Source organism: Paenibacillus daejeonensis DSM 15491, from assembly GCF_000378385.1.
GTDB classification, from domain to species: Bacteria; Bacillota; Bacilli; order Paenibacillales; family Paenibacillaceae; genus Paenibacillus_D; species Paenibacillus_D daejeonensis.
The window spans coordinates 145,574-168,549 of record NZ_KB899669.1; the positions used below are offsets into that span (position 1 = coordinate 145,574).

At 55.5% G+C, this 22,976-nt stretch carries 14 protein-coding genes; 11 read left to right on the forward strand and 3 right to left on the reverse strand.

From position 1 onward, the window contains the following. The first annotated feature begins 50 nt into the window (after positions 1-50). From F556_RS0124745 to F556_RS0124775, 7 genes are all read left to right on the forward strand, one after another. Entirely contained in the window at positions 51-986 is a 936-nt protein-coding gene (locus F556_RS0124745; protein WP_020619695.1) for an ABC transporter permease, read from the forward strand. A gap of 222 nt (positions 987-1,208) precedes the next feature. Beyond that, positions 1,209-2,126 (forward strand): carbohydrate ABC transporter permease, encoded by a 918-nt coding sequence (locus F556_RS0124750; RefSeq protein ID WP_020619696.1) that lies wholly within the window; start codon positions 1,209-1,211, stop codon positions 2,124-2,126. Between the two features lie 19 nt (positions 2,127-2,145). Continuing rightward, complete coding sequence (locus F556_RS0124755) at positions 2,146-3,465, forward strand: glycoside hydrolase family 125 protein (RefSeq protein ID WP_020619697.1); 1,320 nt, start codon at positions 2,146-2,148, stop codon at positions 3,463-3,465. Then, a complete protein-coding gene (locus F556_RS0124760) occupies positions 3,465-6,590 on the forward strand; it encodes an alpha-amylase family protein (protein ID WP_020619698.1) in 3,126 nt (1,041 codons plus the stop codon). The genes F556_RS0124755 and F556_RS0124760 overlap by 1 nt, the downstream gene beginning before the upstream one ends. Next, the gene (locus tag F556_RS0124765; RefSeq protein ID WP_020619699.1) at positions 6,583-9,780 is read left to right on the forward strand and encodes an alpha-mannosidase; all 3,198 of its coding nucleotides are present in this window, start codon (positions 6,583-6,585) and stop codon (positions 9,778-9,780) included. Before F556_RS0124760 ends, F556_RS0124765 begins: the two co-directional genes overlap by 8 nt. Before the next feature lie 536 nt (positions 9,781-10,316). Beyond that, positions 10,317-12,134 (forward strand): sensor histidine kinase, encoded by a 1,818-nt coding sequence (locus tag F556_RS0124770; RefSeq protein ID WP_020619700.1) that lies wholly within the window; start codon positions 10,317-10,319, stop codon positions 12,132-12,134. Between the two features lie 12 nt (positions 12,135-12,146). Next, positions 12,147-13,655 (forward strand): response regulator transcription factor, encoded by a 1,509-nt coding sequence (locus tag F556_RS0124775; protein ID WP_020619701.1) that lies wholly within the window; start codon positions 12,147-12,149, stop codon positions 13,653-13,655. A gap of 24 nt (positions 13,656-13,679) precedes the next feature. Here F556_RS0124775 and F556_RS0124780 read toward each other — a convergent pair whose 3' ends face one another. Further along, the gene (locus tag F556_RS0124780; protein ID WP_020619702.1) at positions 13,680-14,696 is read right to left on the reverse strand and encodes an alpha/beta hydrolase; all 1,017 of its coding nucleotides are present in this window, start codon (positions 14,694-14,696) and stop codon (positions 13,680-13,682) included. 211 nt (positions 14,697-14,907) lie between these two features. Between F556_RS0124780 and F556_RS0124785 the strand changes: the two genes are divergently transcribed. Beyond that, entirely contained in the window at positions 14,908-15,657 is a 750-nt protein-coding gene (locus F556_RS0124785; RefSeq protein WP_020619703.1) for an IclR family transcriptional regulator, read from the forward strand. Positions 15,658-15,763: 106 nt separating this feature from the next. Here F556_RS0124785 and F556_RS0124790 read toward each other — a convergent pair whose 3' ends face one another. Further along, positions 15,764-16,327 (reverse strand): GbsR/MarR family transcriptional regulator, encoded by a 564-nt coding sequence (locus tag F556_RS0124790; protein ID WP_020619704.1) that lies wholly within the window; start codon positions 16,325-16,327, stop codon positions 15,764-15,766. Positions 16,328-16,574: 247 nt separating this feature from the next. On the opposite strand from F556_RS0124790, the gene proV reads away from it, so the two are divergent. From proV to F556_RS0124805, 3 genes are read left to right on the forward strand one after another with little or no spacing between them, the layout of a single operon-like run. After that, positions 16,575-17,768 carry a glycine betaine/L-proline ABC transporter ATP-binding protein ProV gene (proV, locus tag F556_RS0124795; RefSeq protein ID WP_020619705.1) on the forward strand — a complete coding sequence of 398 codons (1,194 nt, stop codon included), beginning with the start codon at positions 16,575-16,577 and terminating at the stop codon, positions 17,766-17,768. 3 nt (positions 17,769-17,771) lie between these two features. Beyond that, entirely contained in the window at positions 17,772-18,608 is an 837-nt protein-coding gene (locus tag F556_RS0124800; RefSeq protein ID WP_020619706.1) for an ABC transporter permease, read from the forward strand. A gap of 15 nt (positions 18,609-18,623) precedes the next feature. Then, positions 18,624-19,502: a glycine betaine ABC transporter substrate-binding protein gene (locus tag F556_RS0124805; RefSeq protein ID WP_020619707.1), complete on the forward strand. Its 879-nt coding sequence runs from the start codon at positions 18,624-18,626 to the stop codon at positions 19,500-19,502. 525 nt (positions 19,503-20,027) lie between these two features. Here the strand turns inward: F556_RS0124805 and acnA are convergent. Beyond that, a complete protein-coding gene (acnA, locus tag F556_RS0124815; protein ID WP_020619709.1) occupies positions 20,028-22,739 on the reverse strand; it encodes an aconitate hydratase AcnA in 2,712 nt (903 codons plus the stop codon). Positions 22,740-22,976 lie beyond the last annotated feature (237 nt).

Below are 22,976 nucleotides of genomic sequence, written 5' to 3' on the forward strand. Positions count from 1 at the left end.
CTATTCCGGTCTGCTGCGGCAGGCTGCGTAGGAAGGTGAGGAGAGAAGATATGAAAATCGGACGCTTCTTCAGAGATATCTATCGCAATAAGGCGATGCTGCTCTTCGTTATGCCCGCCACCATCTGGTTCATCTGCTTTTCTTATCTGCCGATGGCCGGCGTCATTATTGCATTCAAGCAGTACCGCTATCATACGGATGGTTTCCTGGCAAGTATTATCCACAGCGCGTGGGTTGGCTGGGATAACTTCAAGTTTTTGTTCAGCACGCAGGATGCCTACATCATTACGAGAAATACAGTCTTGTACAATGCGGTGTTCATTATTCTGGGCCTGATCATGTCGGTGGCGATGGCGATTATTCTGTCCGAGATCGTCAACAAGCGGCTTGCGAAATTTTTTCAAACCGGGATGTTTCTGCCGCATTTCCTGTCCTGGGTTATCGTCGGTTACTTTGTATTCAGCTTCCTGAGCTATGACAAAGGGGTCGTCAATCAGTTCTTCGGCTATATGGGCTGGGATCTGCGGCAATGGTACAACGACCCGACTTACTGGCCGCTCATTCTTGTGCTGGTCAATGTGTGGAAAACGGTCGGCTATAGCAGTGTCGTCTATCTGGCGGCAATTATGGGGATCGACAAGTCGCTCTATGAAGCGGCGATGATCGATGGCGCCAACAAGTGGCAGCAGATCCGGCGCATTACGATTCCGATGCTGGTACCGCTGATGACGATTCTGACCTTGCTTGCGATCGGCAAGATTTTCTACGCAGACTTCGGACTGTTCTACCAGGTGCCGCGCGATTCGGGCACGCTCTACTCGGTCACGAATGTAATTGATACGTATGTCTACCGCGGCTTGAAGCTGACGGGTGAGATCGGCATGAGTACGGCTGCGGGCTTGTATCAGTCGGTGGTTGGTTTTGTGTTGGTGATTACGTCGAATTATGTGGTGCGTAAGTTTAACAAGGACAACGCGTTGTTCTAGACAAAGTAGGCCTGCGGGTCGCGGTATCGTTCTTACGATCGCTGTTGTTCCCAGATTTCTTGGATGAGGTAACCCCCTTAAAGGGGGAAATCTGGGAACAAAGGCGAGCGCTTCGCTTCTCCAGAACTGATACCGCACCCTCCGGTACTTTTTCAATACACCCACTGGACTATGTAAAACACAACAGATTAAACAGACGTAACAAGGAAAGGGGTAAGGGCAATGGCCGGACTGAAACGCAAGAGCCGTAATTTTTCCCAACTGAATCCGGTGGCCAACGCAGGTGCGGTGCTCGCCGCCGGATTGTTTGCCTTTTTGTGCGTGTTTCCCTTTTTGTTCGTGGTCATCATTTCGTTGACGGATGAGATGACGCTTAGCAGAAACGGGTATCGCATCTGGCCTGAGCAATGGAGCCTGGAGGCTTATAAATATGTATTCCGGAGCGGCGATCAGCTGCTGCAATCCTACGGGGTTACGATTCTGGTGACGCTGATCGGTACGGTGCTGTCGCTGGTGCTGATTGCGCTGTTCAGCTATGCGATCTCCAGACGGAGCTTCAAGTATCGTAATTTCTTCGCATTCTTTGCCTTCTTCACGATGCTGTTCAACGGCGGCCTGGTGCCGACGTACATCGTAGTGACGCAGCTGCTGGGGCTCAAGGACAGTATCTGGGCGCTAATTCTACCGCTGACGGTCAACGCGTTCTATATCATGATCATGCGGACGTTCTTCTCGATCTCGGTACCGGAATCGATCATTGAAGCGGGCAAGATCGATGGCGCGAGTGAGTTGGGGATTTTCACTCGTCTCGTGCTACCATTGTCCCTGCCGGGTCTGGCGACGATTGGATTGTTCAGTACGCTTGGCTATTGGAATGACTGGTTCAATGCCTTGCTCTACATTGATAGCGCCAATCTGGTGCCACTGCAGGCGATGCTGATGCGGATCGAGAACAGCATGCAGTTCATTTTGCAGAATTCCAACAATCCGTCGGTGAACGTCGGCTTGCTCTCGTCGCTGCCACAGGATACGTCGCGGATGGCGATGGTCGTGCTGGCCACCGGACCCATCGTGCTGGCTTATCCGTTCTTCCAGCGCTATTTTGTCCAAGGTCTGACGATCGGCGCGGTCAAAGAATAGAAATGGAGGCCCACCCCAGATGAAACAATTCAGATTGCCCGCCATCGAGATGCCTGCCCTGACTCTGCCGGAGTCGGTGCAGGCGGTGCTCGCCGAGGCGGAGGAAAAACTGGCCGGACGGCCGCGGCTGCTGGCGCAGTTCCGCAACTGCTTCCCCAATACGCTGGAGACGACAACTAAACGGATGGCAGACGGCACAACCTTCATCATTACCGGCGATATTCCAGCGATGTGGCTGAGAGATTCGGTGGAGCAGGTGATGCACTATGTTCCACTAGCTAAGGAGGACCGCGAGCTGCGTGAGCTGCTTGGCGGTCTGATTCGTCGTCATGCGGCTTGTATCGTGATGGACCCTTATGCGAATGCCTTTAATGAAACGGCCAGTGATTGGCACTGGAACACTCAGGATCAGACCGAGATGTCGCCCTGGGTGTGGGAGCGCAAGTTCGAGCTGGACTCGATCTGCTTCTCGATGAAGCTGGCCTACCGCTATTGGCAGGAGACAGGCGCAGCGGACATCTTCGATGCTTCCTTCAAGGAAGCGATGCGAGCCGCTTACGCCCTGTGGAGAACGGAGCAATATCACACGGAGCGTTCTCCGTACCGTTTTGTCCGTGACAACGGGATTCCCGAGGATACGCTGCAGCGCGGGGGCTTGGGGATGCCCGTCAACTATACCGGAATGATCTGGTCGGGCTTCCGTCCGAGTGATGATGCGTGTGATTTTCACTACAATATTCCGGCTAATATGCTGGCGGCTGTGACGCTCAGCCAGATGCAGGAGATCGCCCAGTGGGTGTACCGCGACGAGTCGTTCCGTCAGGAGCTGGCGCAGCTGGAGCAGGAGGTTCGCCGCGGCATTGAACTGTACGGCATCTACCGGCATCCCGAGTTTGGTGAAATCTATGCTTATGAGACGGACGGCTATGGCAACCACTGTCTGATGGATGATGCGGGAACGCCGGGCTTGATGTCCATTCCTTACATTGGCTATGCCGGACTGGATGATGAGCGTTGCCGCAATACGCGGGCTTTTGCACTCAGTCACAGCAATCCTTTCTACTACGAGGGCTCAGCTGCCCGGGGAATTGGCAGTCCGCACACGCCGCCTGGCTATATCTGGCATATGGCGTTGTCGATGCAGGGACTGACTGCCCAGGCGGCAGAGGAGAAGCTGGCCATGATCAACATGCTGGAAGCGACCGACGGCGGCACGGGTTATATGCATGAAGGGTTCGATGCCAATGATCCGACTACGTACACGCGCGACTGGTTTGCCTGGTCGAACAGCTTGTTCGCCCAGCTCGTCTATCAGGCGATGAAGGAGGACTTGCTCTAATGTCATCCTCCCATATCATCCTGTACGACCCGAACTTTCCTGGCGCTCCACAGGCTGAAGGACTTGGAGAGGCGCTGGCTTCGCTTGGTCGTGTGACGACAGCAGACGATCTCGCTGCAGCCCTAGATGCACAGGACGGCGGCAGCTTCATCAATCTGCATGCACCGTATTTCCCCAAGGCCGCCTGGTCCGCCATTATCCGCTATCTGGAGGCAGGCGGCGGATTGGTCAGCGTTGGCGCGGAGCCGTTTCGCCGGCCGGTTAGCCGTGTAGGGGCAGAATGGACGGTAGAAGCGGAGCAGACGGCTTACCACCGTGCGCTGCGTATCCACGAGATGCTGCCGGTCGACAGCTCCCCAGTGAAGAGCTTGGCTGCATCCGAGGACATCCCGTTGCTGGCAGAGGCTGTGCCCTTGCTGGACAATGCGCCGACCTGGAATATGGTGCCCCATGTGACCAAGAGCAGTGACCTGCCACATCAGATGGGCTCCGCAGGACCGATGGATGCCCGGCTGCATGCGCTAGTTAAGGGCGTGTCCGCCGAGGGCCGTGAGGTCGCGGCGCCTGTCGTGCTCTGGGAGAACACGGGCGGCAGCTTCGCGGGCAGCCGCTGGCTGTTCGTCAATCAGCAGCCAGGCGATCGGTTCTGGCAAGAAGGCGGGATCGCCCAGCTCCTGCGGTGGGCGGATTATTGCGGCTGGGGCGTGACCGAGGTGTGGCTCAAGCCAGGTTATGCCAGCTACGAGCCAGGCGAGCGGCCGATGCTGACGCTGCAATATCAGCAGCTGGGGCCACGTACTGAGCAGGTAGCTTGGACTGCTGAGCTGGCGATGTACAAGGACGGGGTAGCCGAGCCTTGCTGGCGCCATACCTCTGAATGGACAGCGGATCGGGAATACCGGAGCGAGCGGCTGTATCCGCTGGTGGAGTTAGAGGCTGGCTATTACCGCCTGGAATGCCAGCTCCGCAGCGAGCGCGGCGAACGCCGGGTGCTGCGGCAGGGCATCTGGGGCATGGACCGCGAGCTACTGCAGGCGGGAGAGCCTGTTGCCTGCGGCCGCGATTATTTCATCCAGGACGGGCGTCCGATGCCAGTCGTCGGCATGACGTATATGACCTCGGATGTGGCACGCAAGTTCCTGTTCCTGCCCAATGCAGCCGTGTGGGATAAAGACATGGCGCAGATGGCCCAGGCAGGTATTAATTGGATTCGGACCGGTGTCTGGACGGCCTACCGCAATATGATGCAAGTCGATGGTCACGCCTCCGAGGAGGTGCTGCGCGCCCTTGATGCGTTCATTCTGACTGCCAAGCGGCACGGACTGCAGCTGACTTTTACGTTCTTCTCCTTTACGCCGGAGACCTGGGAAGGGGTGAATCCGTATCTCGATCCACGCAGCGTCGAGGCGCAGAAACGGTTCATCCGGGCGATTGTTTCCCGTCACCAGGCCTCCACGCATGTTGATTGGGATCTGATCAACGAACCGTCGATGTTCGATCCGGCACGGATATTCTCGGATGGCCCGCGGACCTGCGGCGACCGTTTCGAGCAAGCGGCCTATAGTGCTTGGCTGCAGGAGCGGCACGGCGACATCCGGCTGCTGCAAGAACGCTGGAACATGACCGCAGCGGAGCTGCCGGATTTCTCAGCCGCCAGACCGCCCGAGCCTCAAGAGATCAACATGGACGTCCAGGACATGCACCAGGGCAAACGGGGCACACGCATTCTCGACTACACGCTGTTCTCCATGGCGATGCACAACCGCTGGGCACGCGAGCTGACGGCGACGATCAAGGAAATCTGTCCTGACCGACTGGTGACCGTGGGCCAGGACGAGGCGCTTGGCGCGCAGCGGCCGTCACCGCTCTTCTATGGTCAGGAGGTCGACTATACGACGGTCCATTCCTGGTGGCTGAATGACCAGCTGCTGTGGGACGGTATCTTCGCCAAGACGCTGCAGCGGCCGAATCTGGTACAGGAGACGGGCATCATGTACGTCGAAACGCCAGACGGCCGCGCCAAGCGGACCGAGGCGGAGCTGCGGGCGATGCTGGAGCGCAAGTACGCCTATGCTTTTGCCGCAGGTGGTGCAGGGGCCGTACAGTGGATCTGGAATACCAACTACTATATGGACAATGCGAATGAGTCCCATATCGGCGCTCTGCGTGCAGACGGTACAGAGAAGCCGGAAGCCGATGTCTCGTATCGGTTCGGCTCGTTCATGCGGGAGATCCGCGATCTGCTGGTGGACAGGGAGCTGGAGCAGGTGGCGGTCGTGTATCCGTACTCCAACGACTTCTCCAACCGGCCTCTGGCCTTTGAGGCGACGACACGGCTGACGCGGGTGCTCGGCTATGAGCTGAAGGTACCGTTTCTTGCGGTGAGCGAATACGGCCTGGACGATCTGGAGGAGGCGCAGCCGCGGCTGATTATCGTGCCGAGTCCGCATAATTTTGATTCCGAAGCCTTCGACCGTCTGATGGCTTATGTCCGCCGCAGCGGAGCTGTGCTGCTATGGACGGGTCCGCTTCATCTGGACGCCTACTGGCGGGAGACGAGCCGGTTGGCGGAAGAGGCGGGGGCGCAGCGGACGACCAATGTGGTGCGCGAAGAAGTGCTGGCGCTTGGCGGCGAGCTGCTGCCGGTGTCTTATAGCAAACGGCGGATTGCGGAAACCGTCAAATCGGTCTCCGGAGAAGGGAAAGGCGGCACGTCAGAGCTGATGGAGATTCCGCTGGGGGCGGGCCGCCTGCTCTGGTGTGCGCTCCCGCTGGAGCTGAACGACCGCAGCGAGCCGCTTCTCCGCGTGTATCGTCATGCATTGGCGGCGGCTGGCGTGCAGCCGGAGATGACATGGCTCAAGGGCGGCGGGCTGCCGGGTGTGTATGGCCGCAGGCTTACTTTTGCCCACGGGTCGCTCTACGTGTTCATCTCGGAATATGCGGCCGATGCAGCGATTGAAGTCCGTGACGAAGTCACTGGTTGTGCCTACAGCTTCGAGTTGACGCGCGAGCGGTCGGTGTTGTTCGCCACCGATGCGGGCGGCGAGCTGCTGGCGGTGTACCGGCCGGATGAGGTCGAGATTACGGTAGCGCAAGACAGGAAGGAAGGTCGTCATGCTTAGAATCAAACGATTTATTGATGAATTGGCGGGACAGCAATATGCCGACCGGCTGCCGCTTGGCGCGTGGCAAGCCCGTCGTTCAGTTTATGAGGGGCCGGGCGACTATCGGTATACGGACAGTGAGGAAGTCGCTGTCGGTACCGGAGACTGGCTGATTGATACGGGGATGACGATTTGCCTGGAGCAGACGGTTGAACTGCCGGCGTCTTGGCAGGGCGCTGCAGCCGGGCTGCTGGTGCGAGTCGGAGCTCCCGGACAATTCACCATGCACGAAGGACTGGTAACGCTGGACGGCGTGCCGCATCACGGGCTCGACCGCAACCGCAGCTATGCCTCGCTGCCCCCAGGCAAGTCCTCGTGGCAGGTATCCATCGAGCTCTACAATCCAATTGCCCAATCGGTCGATGCGCTGAATCATCAGAACGAGCCTGCCGAGTATGACCCGGCGCCGCTGCAGCTGCTGGAAAATGAGCTGGTGCTGGTCAATGAGCCGCTGCAGCGGCTGCTGTATACGGTGAAGGTATATTATGAGGCGGCAGCCTTGCTGCCGGAAGGCGATCTGAACCGCTCGGACATTATCCGTGCGCTTCATGGCACGGAGACAGAGTTCCGACGTCTCGCCCCGGCTGCTATCCGGCAGGGCGAGGGCTTGGCCGAGCTGGAGCAGCGCTTGCTCGATGCGGTCCGTCATACAGGTGCCCACAGCCGTGGCATTATGCATATGGTGGGCCAGTCGCATATCGACCTGGCCTGGTTGTGGCCGGCCAAGGAGACCATCCGCAAGTGCAGCCGAACGTTCTCGACGATGAGCACCCTGCTGGATGAGTATCCTGCGTTCACGTATGCGCAGAGCCAGCCGCAAACCTATGCGTACGTGAAGGAGCATTACCCGGCCCTGTATGAGCGGGTGAAGGCGCATATCGCTTCCGGCCGTTGGGAAGTGGTGGGCGGCATGTGGATTGAGCCGGATCTTAATATTCCGTCCGGCGAGTCACTGGTGCGTCAGCTGATTCACGGCATGCGCTTCTATGAAGAGGAGTTCGGCGTGCGTCCGCGTATTGAATGGCTGCCGGATACCTTTGGCTACTGCGCTTCGCTGCCGCAGCTGCTTCGTCTGGCGGATATGGAATACTTCATGACGACCAAGATGAACTGGAACGATACGAATCCGTTCCCTTATGATCTTTTTCAATGGACGGGAATCGATGGTACGTCGGTGCTCTCCTACCTGTGCCATGGCATCAATGAATACACGCATCCCCAGGAGCTGCGTACCCACTGGGACAGCTTCAAGCAGAAGTCCGCACATCCCGAGCAGATGCTGCTCTATGGCCACGGCGACGGTGGCGGTGGCGTGACCCGCGAGATGCTGGAATACGCTAAGCGATCGGAGGCTCTGCCAGGCTTGCCGGCGGCGAAGTTCAGCAACGCGCATGCGTTCTTCGACGGCATTCGGGACTCGGGCGCGGCGCTCCCGGAATGGCAAGGTGACATGTATCTGGAGCTGCACCGGGGGACGTATACGACCCATGCCCGCAACAAGCTGTGGAACCGTCAGGCCGAGGTGCTCTACCGGGATGCCGAGCTGTGGGGCACACTGGCGAAGCTGGTGACTGGCCAGGACGTGCCGTCAATGGAGGAGGGCTGGAAGCTGCTGCTCTTCAACCAGTTCCACGACATTATTCCGGGGACGTCGATCCCGCAAGTGTACGAGCGCTCGACGCAGGATTACAAGAAGATTCTCGCTTGTGGTGAGCAGGCAAAAGAAGCAGCCTTGTCGCTGCTGGCGAGCCGGTTGGATACAGAGGGTGAAGGCCAGCCGGTCGTGCTCTTCAACAGCCTCTCGTGGGAGCGTACGGATATCGTGACGCTGCTGGGCGGTAAGGAATGGCTGAAGCTGGAGGCTTACGACGGTGAAGGACAGCGGTTAGTGGGTGACAAGCATCTGCTCGAAGACGGCCGCATCGAATGGTCGATCCGGGTAGAGCGGATGCCAGCGCTGGGCACCTTCGTCATCTGGCTTCGCGAGCCGGCGAATGGCGACCAGGATGAGGCGGCTGCTACCACCACTCCTACACCAGCTGCGCCAGACGGGCGCTGGAAGACGGTGAACAGCCAGGATGAGACGGTGTCTGGCGCAGCACCGGTCTCGGCAAATGGACGTTGGGAGACGGCGCGCTACATCGTTGAGTGGAATGAACGCGGGCAATGGAGCCGGCTCCACGACAAGGCGGTAGGCCGCGAGGTGCTGGCTGCGAGCGAGACCGCGAATCAGTTCCAGCTGTTCCATGACCGGCCGCTCGTATGGGATGCCTGGGATATCGATCCAGCTTACGAACAGCATCCGGCTGGCGAAGCCCAGCTGCAGTCGGTTGACGTGGTACAGCAGGGCGAAGCTGCAGATATTCTTCGAATGTCATGGCAGCTGTCCGAATCAACAATCGAACAGGATATCGTCTTCCGCCATCATGACGGCCGAATTGACTTCGTGACCCGCGTCGACTGGCAGGAGTCGCACAGGCTGCTCAAGGTCGCCTTCCCCGTAGAGGTGCTGAGTGAGCAGGCCACCTATGAAATTCCGTTCGGTGCCATTCCGCGCAAGACGCACCGCAACACGAGCTGGGAGGAAGCGCAGTACGAGGTATGCGGCCACCGCTGGGCAGACCTGTCCGAGCAGGGCTATGGCGTTGCGCTGCTCAATGACAGCAAGTATGGCTATGATATTAAAGGACACACACTCCGTCTGTCGCTGCTGCGTGCACCAGGCTGGCCTGATCCGGGCGCGGACCGGGGCGAGCACGAGTTCAAGTATTCCTTGCTGCCGCATGCCGGCAGCTGGCAAGAGGCAGCAGTCGTGAAGCGTGGCTATGAGCTGAACCACCCAGTGCAGAGCTTGTTGGCTACGCCTCACGAAGGAGAGCTGCCGGCGAGCCACAGCTTCGCCAAGCTGGAGGGCAAGCAGGTAATCCTGGATACGCTGAAGCCTGCGGAATCTGGCAAGGGGTATGTGCTGCGGATGTACGAATCGGGCGGCGGCCGCGAGCAGATCCGACTGCAGCTGCCTGCTGCAGGTGAGGCCCAGGTTACCAACCTGCTGGAGCGTCCGCTCACACCGCTTGTGTGCGACGCCGGCAGCGTAGAGCTCCCGATGAAGCCGTATGAGGTTAAGACGGTTCATGTCGTTTGCTAGCGCTGGCTGAGTGGCTTGCTGTAATACTAACGACAAAAATACAATTAGATCTAGCCTTAGAGAGGATAATGCGGCTCGTAAGGACAAAAGTGCAGTTAATATCGCCGGAATCTCCTTGAATTTTCCATAAACAAGCGGATTAGTTGTACTTTTGACTTTACCCCCGTCATGTCACTCGGATCATCGGTTATGAACTGTATTTTTGTCTTTAGAGGGGGGCTAGGGATGAAGGAATGAAACGCGCTACGCCGCAAAACGTCTTGGGGTAGCCGGTTCACCTTGCTCGCCTTGTTTTTCCTGGTTTGGCTGTCTTATGGAGCAGCATACAGGTTGATCCATAGTCAATCCTTAAGCTGGCGTGATAGACTTAAGTGTTCGAGTTCGAGGGTGCGGCCGACTTAGCGGCCGCTTCTTCCCTATACCTGCACGGATGGATATCAAGGAGGTGCTCCGCTCAGGCTGCCGAAGCTGCCGGAGCCCTTCCTTGCTGTCTGTCCCATGCATCTAGCGCTCATCCGAGAGAAAGGGGGATCAGGATGCGAACCATCCACAGGTGGCGAGAGCAATTAAGCGGTTACACACCGCTGCGCGATAATATGTTCGTCAAGCTGATGATCGTATTTGCCCTGATCTCGGTGCTGACCATCGCTGTTGTTTCTTATATGCTATATCTCTATCTGTCCCGTTCAATCATCGGCACGGAGCTGGACACGCAGAAGAAAGCAATTGCCAGTGTCAGCCAGTACCTGGAGCAGCGATATGAAACGACGCAGTCCTTCATGAACTCGGTCTACCGGGACAACCGGTTGGCTCAGGATCTGGTCTACTATCTGCAGCATTCCTTCGAAGATTATATCCGCTTTCGATTGGACCAGTCCTATGAGAATCTGCTTACCAACCCCAGACAGATTACGGTTACGCTGAAGCAGGCGCTGGAGGATATGCCGGAGCTCCGGCATATTTTGCTCTACAGCGCCGACCGACAGACGCTGCATGTATACAGCCAGGACCGCGAGCCTGTCATTATTCCGACGAATGCCGCCCGGTCCTTTATCCCCGATGTCATGGCGAGCGAGGCCGCCGCTGCTTCGGTACCCAATGTCTGGATTCGCCGGGCGGTGCCGCATCTGGAGGGTAATCTGTATTCCTTCCGCGTGCCAATTAATGACCCGGTGGCGATGAAGCAGATCGGCCAGCTGATGTTCTACTATGATGCAGAGACAATTGGCTCGGTCGTCGATACGTCTTCCGAAGGGGTCAAGGGCAGCATCCTGGTGCTGTCGCCGGAAGGGGACGTCATCTACGACTCTTCCGAGCGTTATTACGATGGACGCTATCCTTATCTGCAGGCGATCCAATCGCTCAACGAGATCGAGGAGTTGGAGGAATCCGCCTATGTGACCCGGCAGCCGCAGCATCAGGCAGGCTTCATTGTAGCTGGCGTCGCCCCGATCAGAGAAGTCGCGGAGTCCTATGAGGGCATTCGCCGCACCATTATTATAGTTAGCCTGCTGAGTATGCTTGTCGTTGTGCTCGTGCCGTCGGTATTCGTTCTGAATGTCGCCAAGCGGACGTACAAGATTATCCGCTTCATGCGCAAGGTCGAGCAGGGCAATCTGGGTGCACGTCTGCAGGATAAGCACAAGGATGAGCTCGGCCAGATCGCCAATAGCTTCAACCGGATGCTGGAGGAGCTGAGCCGGCATATTGAACGGGAATACAAGGCAGAGATCCGGCAAAAGCATGCCGAGCTGGCAGCGCTGCAGGCGCGCATCAATCCGCATTTCCTGCACAATACATTGGAGGTCATTCGGATGCGGGCGATTTCGCGGGGTGTCCACGACGTTGGCGAGATGATCTACGCCCTGGCCATGCTGTTCCGCAGCTTCGTCCGCCCCGATCCCCAATTGACGCTCACGGATGAGCTGGAGAACTGCCGTCTGTATCTGGAGCTGTTCCGCATTCGCTATCAGGACCATTTCACCTATGAGATCGATTATGAACCCCGCTTGGGTGAGCTGCCGGTCGCTCGCATGCTCATCCAGCCAGTCATTGAGAATTATATTGTTCATGGCATTCGGATCGGTCAGCGCGATAACAAGCTCAACATCAAAGCGACGGAGCGGGAAGGCCTGCTCACCATCCAGGTTTGGGACAATGGCGTAGGCATCGAAAAAGAACGGTTGGAGCAGATCCAGGACCGGCTCGAACAGTCCGAGGACAAAGGGCAGTCGTTCGGGCTGCGGAGCGTTCACGAACGCATTCGGCTGTTGTACGGCAATGCCTACGGCATCCGTATGGAAAGCTCGCCAGGCGAAGGCACGACCGTCTGGATTCAATTTCCCGCTGGTTAGGAGGAGAAGCGAATGTACCGCGTTATCATTGTGGATGATGAACCTTTTATTATCGAGGGATTGTATTATATTATCGACTGGTCGGCCTTGGGTCTGGAAATCGTCGGTCATGCGCCCAACGGTCAGGCGGCACTGGAGCTGCTAAGCGAACGGGGCGCCGATATTCTGGTAACGGACATCTCCATGCCGGTGATGGGCGGTCTGGAGCTGATCGACAAGGCCAGGCAGCTCTATCCCGAGCTGAAGATCGTTGTACTGAGCGGCTACAATGAATTCGATTATCTGAAGCAAGCGATGCGTGCCGGCATTGAGAATTATCTGCTGAAGCCTGTCAATGTGGAGGAGCTCCGGGCGACGATGGCGGGCACGGTGGAGAAGCTGCGTGCCGGAACAACGGAGCGCTGGTCGGACGAAGATATGGATATTCTCCGCAATACGATCGTGTATCGATGGCTTACCGGAGCGATTGCTCCGGGCGAGCTGAGGGAGCGAGCGGCTACGCTTGATTTGCCCATTGCGTCACCTTACTATTTGGCTGCGATGATCCGCCGGGAGCAGGCCGGAGAGACGGATTATGAGCAGGTGAAGCGGGAGGTCTCCGGCTCTGCAGCGCTGGTCCTTCCAAATCTGACAGGTGAGATCGTTATTCTCTATGTCTCGGAAACAGCAGAGGACTTGAAGGCGATGGCGTTAGCACAGTTGAAGCCGCTGTTGACTGAGCTCGGGAGTCCCGCTCATCTCGCGCTGGGCACAATTGCGGAGGGAGCCAGAGCCGTCCATGTCAGCTACACGCATGCGGTTGCAGCAGTAGACTATGCGATGGTGAAGCCACTGGGCGGCGTACTGGATTATGAAGCGCTGAAGCGGAAGGAATCCTCCGGCGAGCATCAGGAAGCACTGGACTGGGACAGCTATGCCCGGCTGATTCCGCTGCGGGATAAGGAGCAGTTGGCTTCCCATATTTCGGATGATTTCACGCGTATGCTGGAGCAGCCAGGGATAACGCCGGCCACGATGCGCAATGTAGCCGTTGAGCTCATCGTCCGGTTCAAAACCGAGCTGCAGGCGCTACGCAGCATGGAGGAGCCGGAGCTGTATCAGGAAGAACTGCTGCTAGCGGCAAGCAGCACCTCGGTTGCAACGTTGATTAGGGCGGTACAGGAGGTCGCCGCCCAGACCGTAGATGCGCTGGTGAAGGCAGTTCGCAGCCCGGTCATTGATCAGGTGCTAGCCCGCGTGGCCGCCGATTATCGCGAACCGCTATCGCTGAAGTCGTTGGGCAAGGAATACAAGATTCATCCGGTTTATCTGGGGCAGTTATTTCATAAGGAAATGAAAGAATCGTTTACCGAGTATCTCAACAAATACCGGATCGACACAGCAAAAATGCTGTTGCGCAGCAGCAACAGCAAGGTGCAGGAAATCGCTCAGGAGGTAGGGTACTGGGAGACGGGCTATTTTTACAAGCAATTCAAGAAGTATGTGGGTGTCTCACCTATGGACTACCGGGAGTTAACCTAGCGAGAATGGTCGTCTCCGGGCTGACTATTGGGCAGTTACGACCGTAACATCATCAGCATGGACCTGACTTAAAAAATGAGCAGTCCGCTGGATATATTCTTCCGGATGCACCTGGAAGAGGAGCTCGTGCTTGCCGCCGGGTACGATCCATCCTCCAGAGAGCGGGTGCGTCTGAAGAGCAGACACCGCCTCTGCAATGTGTACTGGTGCTTTGTCGTCCGCTGTTCCATGCATCATATAGATCGGCAGGTCAAAAGCGGTCTGACGAGCTTCCTCCGCCTGCAGCTGGCTAAAGCTGGTCCCCGTCCACAACGGCAACAGGGCCTGAATGAGCGGTTTCGATGGGAACCTGGGCAGTTGAACAAACGCACGGACATTATCGAATAGCGTATCGGGATCGGCCAAAAAGGTACTGTCCAGAATCAAGGCATCTATGGCATCGGTGTGGAGCGCTGCCTGCAGCGCCGTACCGGCACCCATGGAGAAGCCCCACACAATAATCTCCTCCGAGCCTTGCACCCGGACGTAGTCAATAGCGGCGAGCAACTGCTGCGCTTCTTCCTGTCCGCCTGTGACCGGTGCGCGGTCGATCTTGGAGGCATAGCCGTAGTCGAAGAGAAGGACGTTATAATTAAGGGTATGGACTCGTTCAGTCAATTCGTACATGGGCACCCAGGTTTCTTCGCGGTTGGCACCATAGCCGTGACTGAAAACGATGGTACGGACTGAGTCCTGGGGCGCAGGAATATACCAGCCATGGACTGCGGTCCTGCCGCTCGCACTGGGGAAGCTCACGTCACTGTAGGCCAGGTTCTTGGCTTCCATCGGATTGGAGATAAGCGGCGCTACATAAGGGTAAGCAATGAACCAGGCGATGAAGCCGTGAAAGGCCAGGACGAGAAGGAGCCCGAAGAGGAGCAGCGATGAAAGCAAGGCAACCCAAATTCGGCGTCTTCGTGATAGTGGCTTAGTTTTGATGGATGGTGAAGGAATGAAGCGCAGGCTGTCCTGGGTCTTGGTTGCAGTGGCAGAGGTGTGCATGACAGCGATTCCTCCCTTAGCATGTCAGTTTAAGAAAGCGCTTTATAAGTTAATCGTATGATGATTAAACCGCAGTGTCAATGAAAGAAGGGGGATTGTAAGGCGCTTGTAATGCCGTTGAAATATATGCCCTATGCTAGACGGGTTCCCTGGCGATAGGTTATACTAGATGAACATAAGTTTCATTCTATGGAACAAGGGGGCGGCCGCAATGGAAGAAGGAAAGTCGACGATTCGGGCTGTCGAGCGTGCGCTGGATATCCTCCTGTGCTTCACTTCCGGTACAGATCTGGCGATGAGCGAGATCGCCGAACGGGTGGGTCTGCACAAGAGCACGGTACATCGCATGCTGGCAACACTGGAGGAGAAGGGCTTCGTCATGCGTGATCGGGCAACGGATCGCTACCGGCTAGGTATGCGGGTATGGGAGCTGTCAGCCCATTTGTCGGATACGGATGATCCTGCGGTGATCTGGCTTCCTGAAATGGAGCGGCTTCGTGACCAGTTGGGCGAGACCGTAAGTCTCTACGTTAGGGATGGCCAGGAACGGATTCGAATTCAGGCGGTACAGAGCAATCAAGCGGTTCGGCGGGTAGCGCCTGTCGGCGTTCGGCTGCCACTCTATGTCGGCGCATCGAGTAAGGTGCTGGTAGCATTTGCGGAAGCAGAGGAGCGCAATTTAATACTCGCAGACGCTTCATGGCCTGCAGGTGTAGACGCAGAGGCTTATCGGAGACAGCTTGATGAGATTGTGCAGGCGGGATATGCGACGAGTATCGAAGAGCGGGAGGCGGGGGCTGCGGCAGTTGCAGCGCCAATCTTCGATCGGAGTGGCCGACTGGCAGCTGTGCTGTCCATATCCGGGCCAGCCAGCCGATTGACCATGGAGCGGATGCGTGAGATCGCACCTGTGGTCATGGAGGCTTCTCGCTTAATGGGGACTATGCTTCGTTCCGGTTGAATAAGGGTAGATAGAGCCCGTCATACGCTATAACAGCAAAGAGCCGCCAGGATGCTAGCATCCGGCGGCTCTTTGCTGCGTAATCTATACTCTGCGATCTATCCGACTAACGGTTTTCTTCCTTGGGAATGAAATCGTAAATGCTGCCGTCCTCCAATGAATCAATCAAACGAAGCAGCCAACGGTAATAATCGACTGCGCACTCGATCTTCTCGGCGTCCTCCTGAAGCAGGGCCTGCAACGCCTCGTGGTCGGGCTTCTGCTCCCGCATCAGCTTGATTTCCTTCAACGAACGAAGCAGCACATTCATGTTCATTTCTACAGCTTTACGCCATTTAATCGAGAAATAATCTGTAAAGTTCTGATGCCAATCCGGGACGACCTCATACAAATCCTTCCGCGAGCCTTTTTCCCAGACTTTGTTGATCATCTTCAGATCGGTCAATGTCCGCATGCCTGTGCTCATAGATGTCTTGCTCATGCCCATGGTCTCGCTCATCTCGTCGAGTGTGACGGGCTTGCCGTTGAAATACATGTTGCCATACAGATGGCCGATCGAGAGCGTGATGCCATAGAGATCCATGTTCTTGCCGATCGATTCGATGACGCGCTGTCTTATATGTTGAATACGTTGCTTATCCTCTTCCAGTAACGCATCAATGCTATTCATAATACCCTCCTGCTGGCTTAGACCTCTGCTCGACTATAGTAAGTATTGTAATCAAAGTTTTGTGGAAAAGTAAAGTCGGACAAGTTTATGAAAAACAATGAAATAAAGAGCATACAGTACAAAAAGTTTGTAAAGTTTAAACTGTACGTAAATTACGGAGAAATACCGCTTTTGACGGTACTAGGCTATTCGAACTAAACTGTAACCAGTCAAGCGACAGTGTTAGAGGAGTCTTAAGGGGGATAACATGCCGATTATCGAGGTAAAGAAGTTGACCAAAATCTTCGGACCTGACGCGAAACGAGCCATTCCGTTACTGAATGATGGCTGGTCCAAAGAGAAAATTCTAAAAGAAACGAAGTTAACTGTAGGCGTCAACCAAGCCAGCTTCTCTATAGAAGAGGGCCAAATCTTCGTGATCATGGGTCTATCAGGCAGTGGTAAGTCAACGCTTGTGCGTTTGCTGAACCGGCTGATTGAGCCCACAGGGGGCGAAGTATTGTTTAATGGGGACAATGTGCTGAAGATGAGCACCGAGAAGCTGAGACGCTTCCGGCGCAAAAACATCGGCATGGTCTTCCAGAAGTTTGCCTTATTCCCGCACCGAACCGTTGTCCAGAACGTGGAATACGGAATGGAAGTTCAGGGGATGTCGAAGGCAGAGCGTCACCAGAAGGCCATGACGTCGCTGGAGCTCGTAGGGCTGAAGGGCTGGGAAGACAGCTATCCGGACCAGCTGAGCGGCGGGATGCAGCAGCGTGTCGGCCTGGCGCGCGGCCTAGCCAACGATCCGGACATTCTGCTGATGGACGAAGCATTCAGCGCGCTCGACCCGCTGATCCGCAAGGATATGCAGGATGAGCTGCTCGAACTGCAGTCGAAGATGAAGAAGACGATTGTATTTATTACGCATGACCTTGATGAGGCGCTGCGGATTGGCGATCAAATCGCCCTGATGAAGGACGGCAGCATTGTACAGATAGGCTCGCCGGAAGAGATTCTGATGCAGCCAGCCAACAAGTACGTCGAGCGTTTCGTTGAAGATGTGGATTTATCCAAAGTGCTGACGGCGAGCCATATTATGCGCAAGCCGGAGACGATTACGCTGGAGCGTGGACCTCGTGTGGCGTTGCAGCTGATGCGGGACCGCGGGGTATCCAATCTCTATGTCGTGGACAAAGGGAAGAAGCTGATCGGAGTAATCAGCGCCGAGGATGCTTCTCAAGCCATCAAGGACAATCAGACACTCGAGAGCATCATCCAACGTGAGCTGCCATCCGTATCACCGGAAACGCTGCTTCACGAGCTGTTCGAGATTATCAGTACGACCCGGCTGCCGGTTGCCGTCATCGACGAAGATCAGCGATTGCAGGGCATTATCATCAAAGGTGCCGTGCTTGCCGCCTTGGCAGGCAACACCATCCCGGAAGCAGGTGCGTAAGGCGTGGATATCCCAAAAATTCCGATAGCCCAGTGGGTTGATAAACTGGAGAAATTGCTGCAAGAGTATTTGTCTCCTCTTTTCAATTTTATCCGATTAATCGTGGGCTCAACAGTAAATGGACTGGAATCGGTCCTGCAATGGTTCCCGCCGCTCCTACTAATCGTACTGATTGCTGCCCTGACCTGGTATGTCGCCAAGTGGCGGATGGGTATATTTGCTCTGTTAGGCTTATATCTGATCTATAATCTGGGCTACTGGTCCGGTACGATGCAGACCTTGGCGCTGGTACTGACAGCAGCAATCCTATCCGTTGTGATCGGGGTACCGATCGGTATCCTGTGCGCCCGCAAAAGTGCGGTACAGAATATCGTGACACCGGTGCTGGACTTCATGCAGACGATGCCAGCCTTCGTCTACCTGCTGCCGGCCATCACGTTCTTCCGACTTGGCGTCGTACCCGGGGTTATCGCGTCGATTATCTTCGCGATTCCGCCAACGATCCGTCTGACCAATCTGGGTATTCGCCAGGTACCAGCTGAACTGGTGGAGGCTGCTGATGCGTTCGGCTCTACACCTTCACAGAAGCTGATCAAGCTGCAGCTGCCGATCGCACTGCCGACCATCATGGCGGGGATTAACCAGACCATCATGCTTTCGTTATCTATGGTTGTTATTGCCTCCATGATTGGTGCTCAGGGTGTAGGCGCAGACGTCTACCGAGCGGTAACGCAAGCGAAGACCGGGGTAGGATTTGAAGCGGGGATCGCGATCGTCGTTCTGGCCATTATCCTCGACCGACTGACGCAGAATGCATTACGGAAAAAGAAAAAACAATAGGGGGACTTTATTATTATGAAGAAACATTGGAAACTTGGACTGACGATGGTTATGGCTACATCACTGCTGGCGGCTTGTTCCAACTCGGGCAACGGCAATGGCAATGGTGGTGGAGGCCAAGTGACACTGGCCTACGTGGCATGGGACTCTGAGATTGCCAGTACGTATGTGGTCAAAGAAGTACTGGAAGAGAAGCTGGGCTACTCCGTAGAGATGCTGCAGGTCGATGCGGGTCCAATGTGGGCAGGTGTAGCGGACGGTAGTGCGGACGCCATGGTAGCCGGCTGGTTGCCAACGACGCATCAGAGCTATCTCGATACGTATGGCGATCGTATTGAAGATCTGGGCGTTAACCTCGAGGGTACCAAGATCGGTCTCGTTGTCCCGGCCTATATGGAGGACGTCAACAGCATTGAGGATCTGAAAGAAGGCGGATTCGGTGCAGAAATCAACTATACGATTACAGGCATCGAGCCTGGCGCAGGCATCATGATGTCGACTGAGCAGGCTCTTGAAGACTACGAGTTGAGCAACTGGAACCTGCTGCCTAGCTCCTCTGCAGCTATGGCTCAGGAACTGCAAAATGCCTATGCGAATGAAGAGCCCATCATCGTGACTGGCTGGACGCCTCACTGGAAATTCGCAAGCATGGAGCTGAAGTACCTGGAAGATCCGTTGAATATCTACGGCGGTGATGAGCAGATTCATACATTTGCCCGTCAAGGTCTCCAGGATGATCAGCCAGAAGCCTATGCCATGCTGGATAAGTTCAACTGGACGCCAGATGATATGGCTGAGGTCATGGTCGAGATCATGGAAGGCAAATCGCCAGAAGATGCAGCCAAGGACTGGGTTGCAGCTAACGAAGATAAAGTCAACGCTTGGTTGGAATAGAAGCACATTAAAGAACAAGCCAATCTCCTCGGAGGTTGGCTTGTTTAGTCTTCGCTGCGTCTGTATTGATAGATGGCAAAGATGAGATGAGACAAACCAAGTACAATAAGGCCGATACAAAATACTAATTTGCTGCCTGAAATAGGCATTATTCCGTTGCCTACAGGTCCCGTCGGGGGGTTGTTGTAGATCCAGTATCTATAGAACAGATAAAGGGAAGGCATTATGATTAAGAAAAGGGCAAGGGAAATTCGGATTAGATAGCGCATAATTCACCTCCTTAGGGATGTGCATTCCTGGGATAAATGTTACTTGTTAGTACGTGGTGGAACAGGTTAAGTTTCGTCTAAGAGACGACCGAAGGAAAGATGTAAATATTTTAATTGATATTGATTATCACTTTCATTATAATAAAGGCGTAGCATGCCTACCCAAGTGTGCTGAACCCAGGAAACAAAACACCCCCGCCATGTGAATGGCAGGGGTGCGGGGTCCTAGTTCGTTGCTTTGCTAATGTCCTACAATTTACATATTGGCAATCATTTGACGGAGAACCGTCTGCAGAATGCCGCTGTTGCGATAGTAGTCGACGTCGACTGCAGAGTCCAGACGAGCAAGGACTGTGAATTCGAAGGTCGTACCGTCTTCGCGAGTAGCTGTAACGTTCACTTTTTGACCTGGCTTCACATCGTTGTCGATGCCAGTGATATCGAACGTCTCACGGCCTGTCAGACCGAGTGTGGACCAGCCTTGACCTTCCTGGAATTGCAGTGGCAGTACGCCCATGCCAACCAGGTTGGAACGGTGAATCCGCTCGAAGCTCTCAGCGATAACCGCTTTGACGCCCAGGAGGAAGGTACCTTTGGCTGCCCAGTCACGCGAGCTGCCTGTGCCGTACTCCTTGCCTGCGATAACGACAAGGTTAGTGCCTTTCTTCTGATACTTCATCGAAGCATCATAGATCGACATGACTTCGTCAGTCGGCAGGTATGTCGTTACGCCACCCTCAGTACCAGGAGCAACCTGGTTCCGAATCCGGATGTTGGCGAATGTACCGCGCATCATCACGTCATGGTTACCACGACGGGAACCGTATGAGTTGAAGTCTTTGCGCTCCACACCGTTTTTCAGCAGGAATTCGCCTGCAGGGCTGTCCGCTTTGATGTTACCAGCTGGCGAGATATGGTCGGTTGTCACCGAATCGCCCAGCAAGGCAAGGACTTTGGCGCCTTTGATGTCGGCGATATCGCCAACTTCAGGTCCAAGGTTCTCGAAGAACGGCGGGTTGGCGATGTACGTCGAACGGGAATCCCACTCATACAGCTCGCCTTCCGGTACTTGAATTGCATTCCAACGCTCGTTTTGTGTGAAGACGTTGGCGTACTTGTCGCGGAACATCTCCGGTGTAATCGCAGCATCTGCAGCCTCGGCAATTTCCTTGGAGGATGGCCAGATGTCTTTGAGGTACACAGGCTGGTTCTTCTGGTCATAGCCGATTGGATCGTTCGCCAGATCGATGTTCACGGTGCCTGCCAGCGCGTAAGCGACGACGAGCGGAGGCGAAGCCAGGTAGTTGGCTTTTACCTGAGCATGAACACGACCTTCGAAGTTGCGGTTACCGGAGAGAACGGCAGCTACGGTCATGTCATTGTCCGCAATGGCGTTGCTCACTTCATCTGGCAGTGGACCGGAGTTACCGATACAAGTTGCACAGCCGTAACCAGCAACATGGAAGCCCAGCGCTTCGAGCGGCTCGATCAGGTTGGCTTTCTTGAGATACTCAGTAACGACCAGGGAACCTGGTGTCAGCGAGCTCTTCACGTAAGCAGGCTTCACAAGACCGCGCTCGACAGCTTTCTTGGCAACGAGGCCTGCGCCCAGCATAACGGTCGGGTTGGAGGTGTTCGTACAGCTGGTGATCGCAGCGATCACGACAGCGCCCGTTTTCATCTCGCTAACTTGTCCGTTGGTATGCTTCACTTCGACGCGCTCATCGATTTTGGAATCGCTCAAACCGTAGCCGCCTTTGTCGATCGGCGTGCGTACGATATCGTTGAACGATTTCTTCATGTCGGTCAGCTCGATACGGTCCTGTGGACGTTTTGGTCCAGCCAAGCTTGGTACGATCGTCGAGAGATCCAGCTCCAGTACGTCAGAGAATACAGGGTCTGGTGTGTCGTCTGTGCGGAACATGTTTTGTGCTTTGTAGTATTCTTCTACCAGCTCGATCTGCTCATCCGTACGACCGGTTTGACGCAGGAAGTCCAGTGCGATGGTATCGACTGGGAAGAAGCCGACTGTTGCACCGTACTCAGGTGCCATGTTGGCAACTGTCGCGCGGTCAGGCAGGCTGATGTTCGAAAGTCCAGGGCCGTAGAACTCGACAAACTTGCCGACGACGCCTTTTTTACGGAGAATTTCGGTTACTGTCAGGGCCAGGTCAGTCGCAGTTGCGCCTTCAGCCAGGCTGCCTGTCAGCTTCACGCCGATAACCTCAGGCATAACGAAGTACAGTGGTTGTCCCAGCATGCCGGCTTCTGCCTCGATGCCGCCGACACCCCAGCCAACAACGCCCAGACCATTGATCATGGTTGTATGCGAGTCAGTACCTACGAGGGAGTCAGGATAAACAACCGTTTCACCGTCAACGGATTTCGTAGCCGCTACAGAGGCGAGGTACTCCAGGTTAACCTGGTGAACGATACCAGTCGCAGGTGGTACGGCACGGAAGTTGTCGAATGCAGTTTGTGCCCAGCGCAGGAAGCGGTAACGCTCCTCATTGCGTTGGAATTCCAGGTTTTCATTGAACTCGAGTGCGCCTTCGGAACCGAAAGCGTCAACCATTACAGAGTGGTCGATAACGAGGTCAACGGGCACAAGCGGGTTGATCTTCTTCGGATCTCCGCCGGCTTTCTTCACGGTGTCACGCATTGCAGCCAAGTCAACAACGACAGGGACGCCTGTGAAGTCCTGCAGCACGATACGTGCAGGGATAAAAGGAATTTCTTTGTCTACGCGCTCGTCAGCCCAGCTGGCGAGCTGTTTGACGTGCTCTGAAGTAATGGCGCGGCCGTCGAATTGACGGACAGCGGCTTCCAGCAATACCTTGATAGAGAAAGGAAGCTTGGAAATCGGACCCAGTCCTTGCTCTTCGAGACCTTGCAGGCGGTAGTACGCATAAGACTGGCCTGCTGCGGTGAGCGAAGTGCGGACAGAGAATTGATCTTGTGTCGGCATGAATGTGCTCCTCCTTGATGGTTTCTTCATTAATAATTGTGATGGTTTATGGCGATTGAGTCTCGAGGTGGTTTCACTGTGTGAAACTCAATTTCATAAAATCACGGCTACCTTAAGTATAGCGTTTTTTGGCCTCATTTGAAAGTATAAGTTTTGCCTGCAAGCGCTGCAAGACTTACCTTGGCGCTATTTGTTCACGCGTCAGAGGAGGCTGCCCCTTATAACATGAGTTTCCAG

Coding starts and splice junctions, on each gene's coding strand:
- proV (WP_020619705.1), top strand. CDS start 16,575: ATGCCGATTATCGAGGTAAAGAAGTTGACCAAAATCTTCGGACCTGAC.
- acnA (WP_020619709.1), bottom strand. CDS start 22,739: ATGCCGACACAAGATCAATTCTCTGTCCGCACTTCGCTCACCGCAGCA.
- F556_RS0124780 (WP_020619702.1), bottom strand. CDS start 14,696: ATGCACACCTCTGCCACTGCAACCAAGACCCAGGACAGCCTGCGCTTC.
- F556_RS0124750 (WP_020619696.1), top strand. CDS start 1,209: ATGGCCGGACTGAAACGCAAGAGCCGTAATTTTTCCCAACTGAATCCG.
- F556_RS0124765 (WP_020619699.1), top strand. CDS start 6,583: ATGCTTAGAATCAAACGATTTATTGATGAATTGGCGGGACAGCAATAT.
- F556_RS0124755 (WP_020619697.1), top strand. CDS start 2,146: ATGAAACAATTCAGATTGCCCGCCATCGAGATGCCTGCCCTGACTCTG.
- F556_RS0124745 (WP_020619695.1), top strand. CDS start 51: ATGAAAATCGGACGCTTCTTCAGAGATATCTATCGCAATAAGGCGATG.
- F556_RS0124790 (WP_020619704.1), bottom strand. CDS start 16,327: ATGAATAGCATTGATGCGTTACTGGAAGAGGATAAGCAACGTATTCAA.
- F556_RS0124760 (WP_020619698.1), top strand. CDS start 3,465: ATGTCATCCTCCCATATCATCCTGTACGACCCGAACTTTCCTGGCGCT.
- F556_RS0124785 (WP_020619703.1), top strand. CDS start 14,908: ATGGAAGAAGGAAAGTCGACGATTCGGGCTGTCGAGCGTGCGCTGGAT.
- F556_RS0124775 (WP_020619701.1), top strand. CDS start 12,147: ATGTACCGCGTTATCATTGTGGATGATGAACCTTTTATTATCGAGGGA.
- F556_RS0124770 (WP_020619700.1), top strand. CDS start 10,317: ATGCGAACCATCCACAGGTGGCGAGAGCAATTAAGCGGTTACACACCG.
- F556_RS0124805 (WP_020619707.1), top strand. CDS start 18,624: ATGAAGAAACATTGGAAACTTGGACTGACGATGGTTATGGCTACATCA.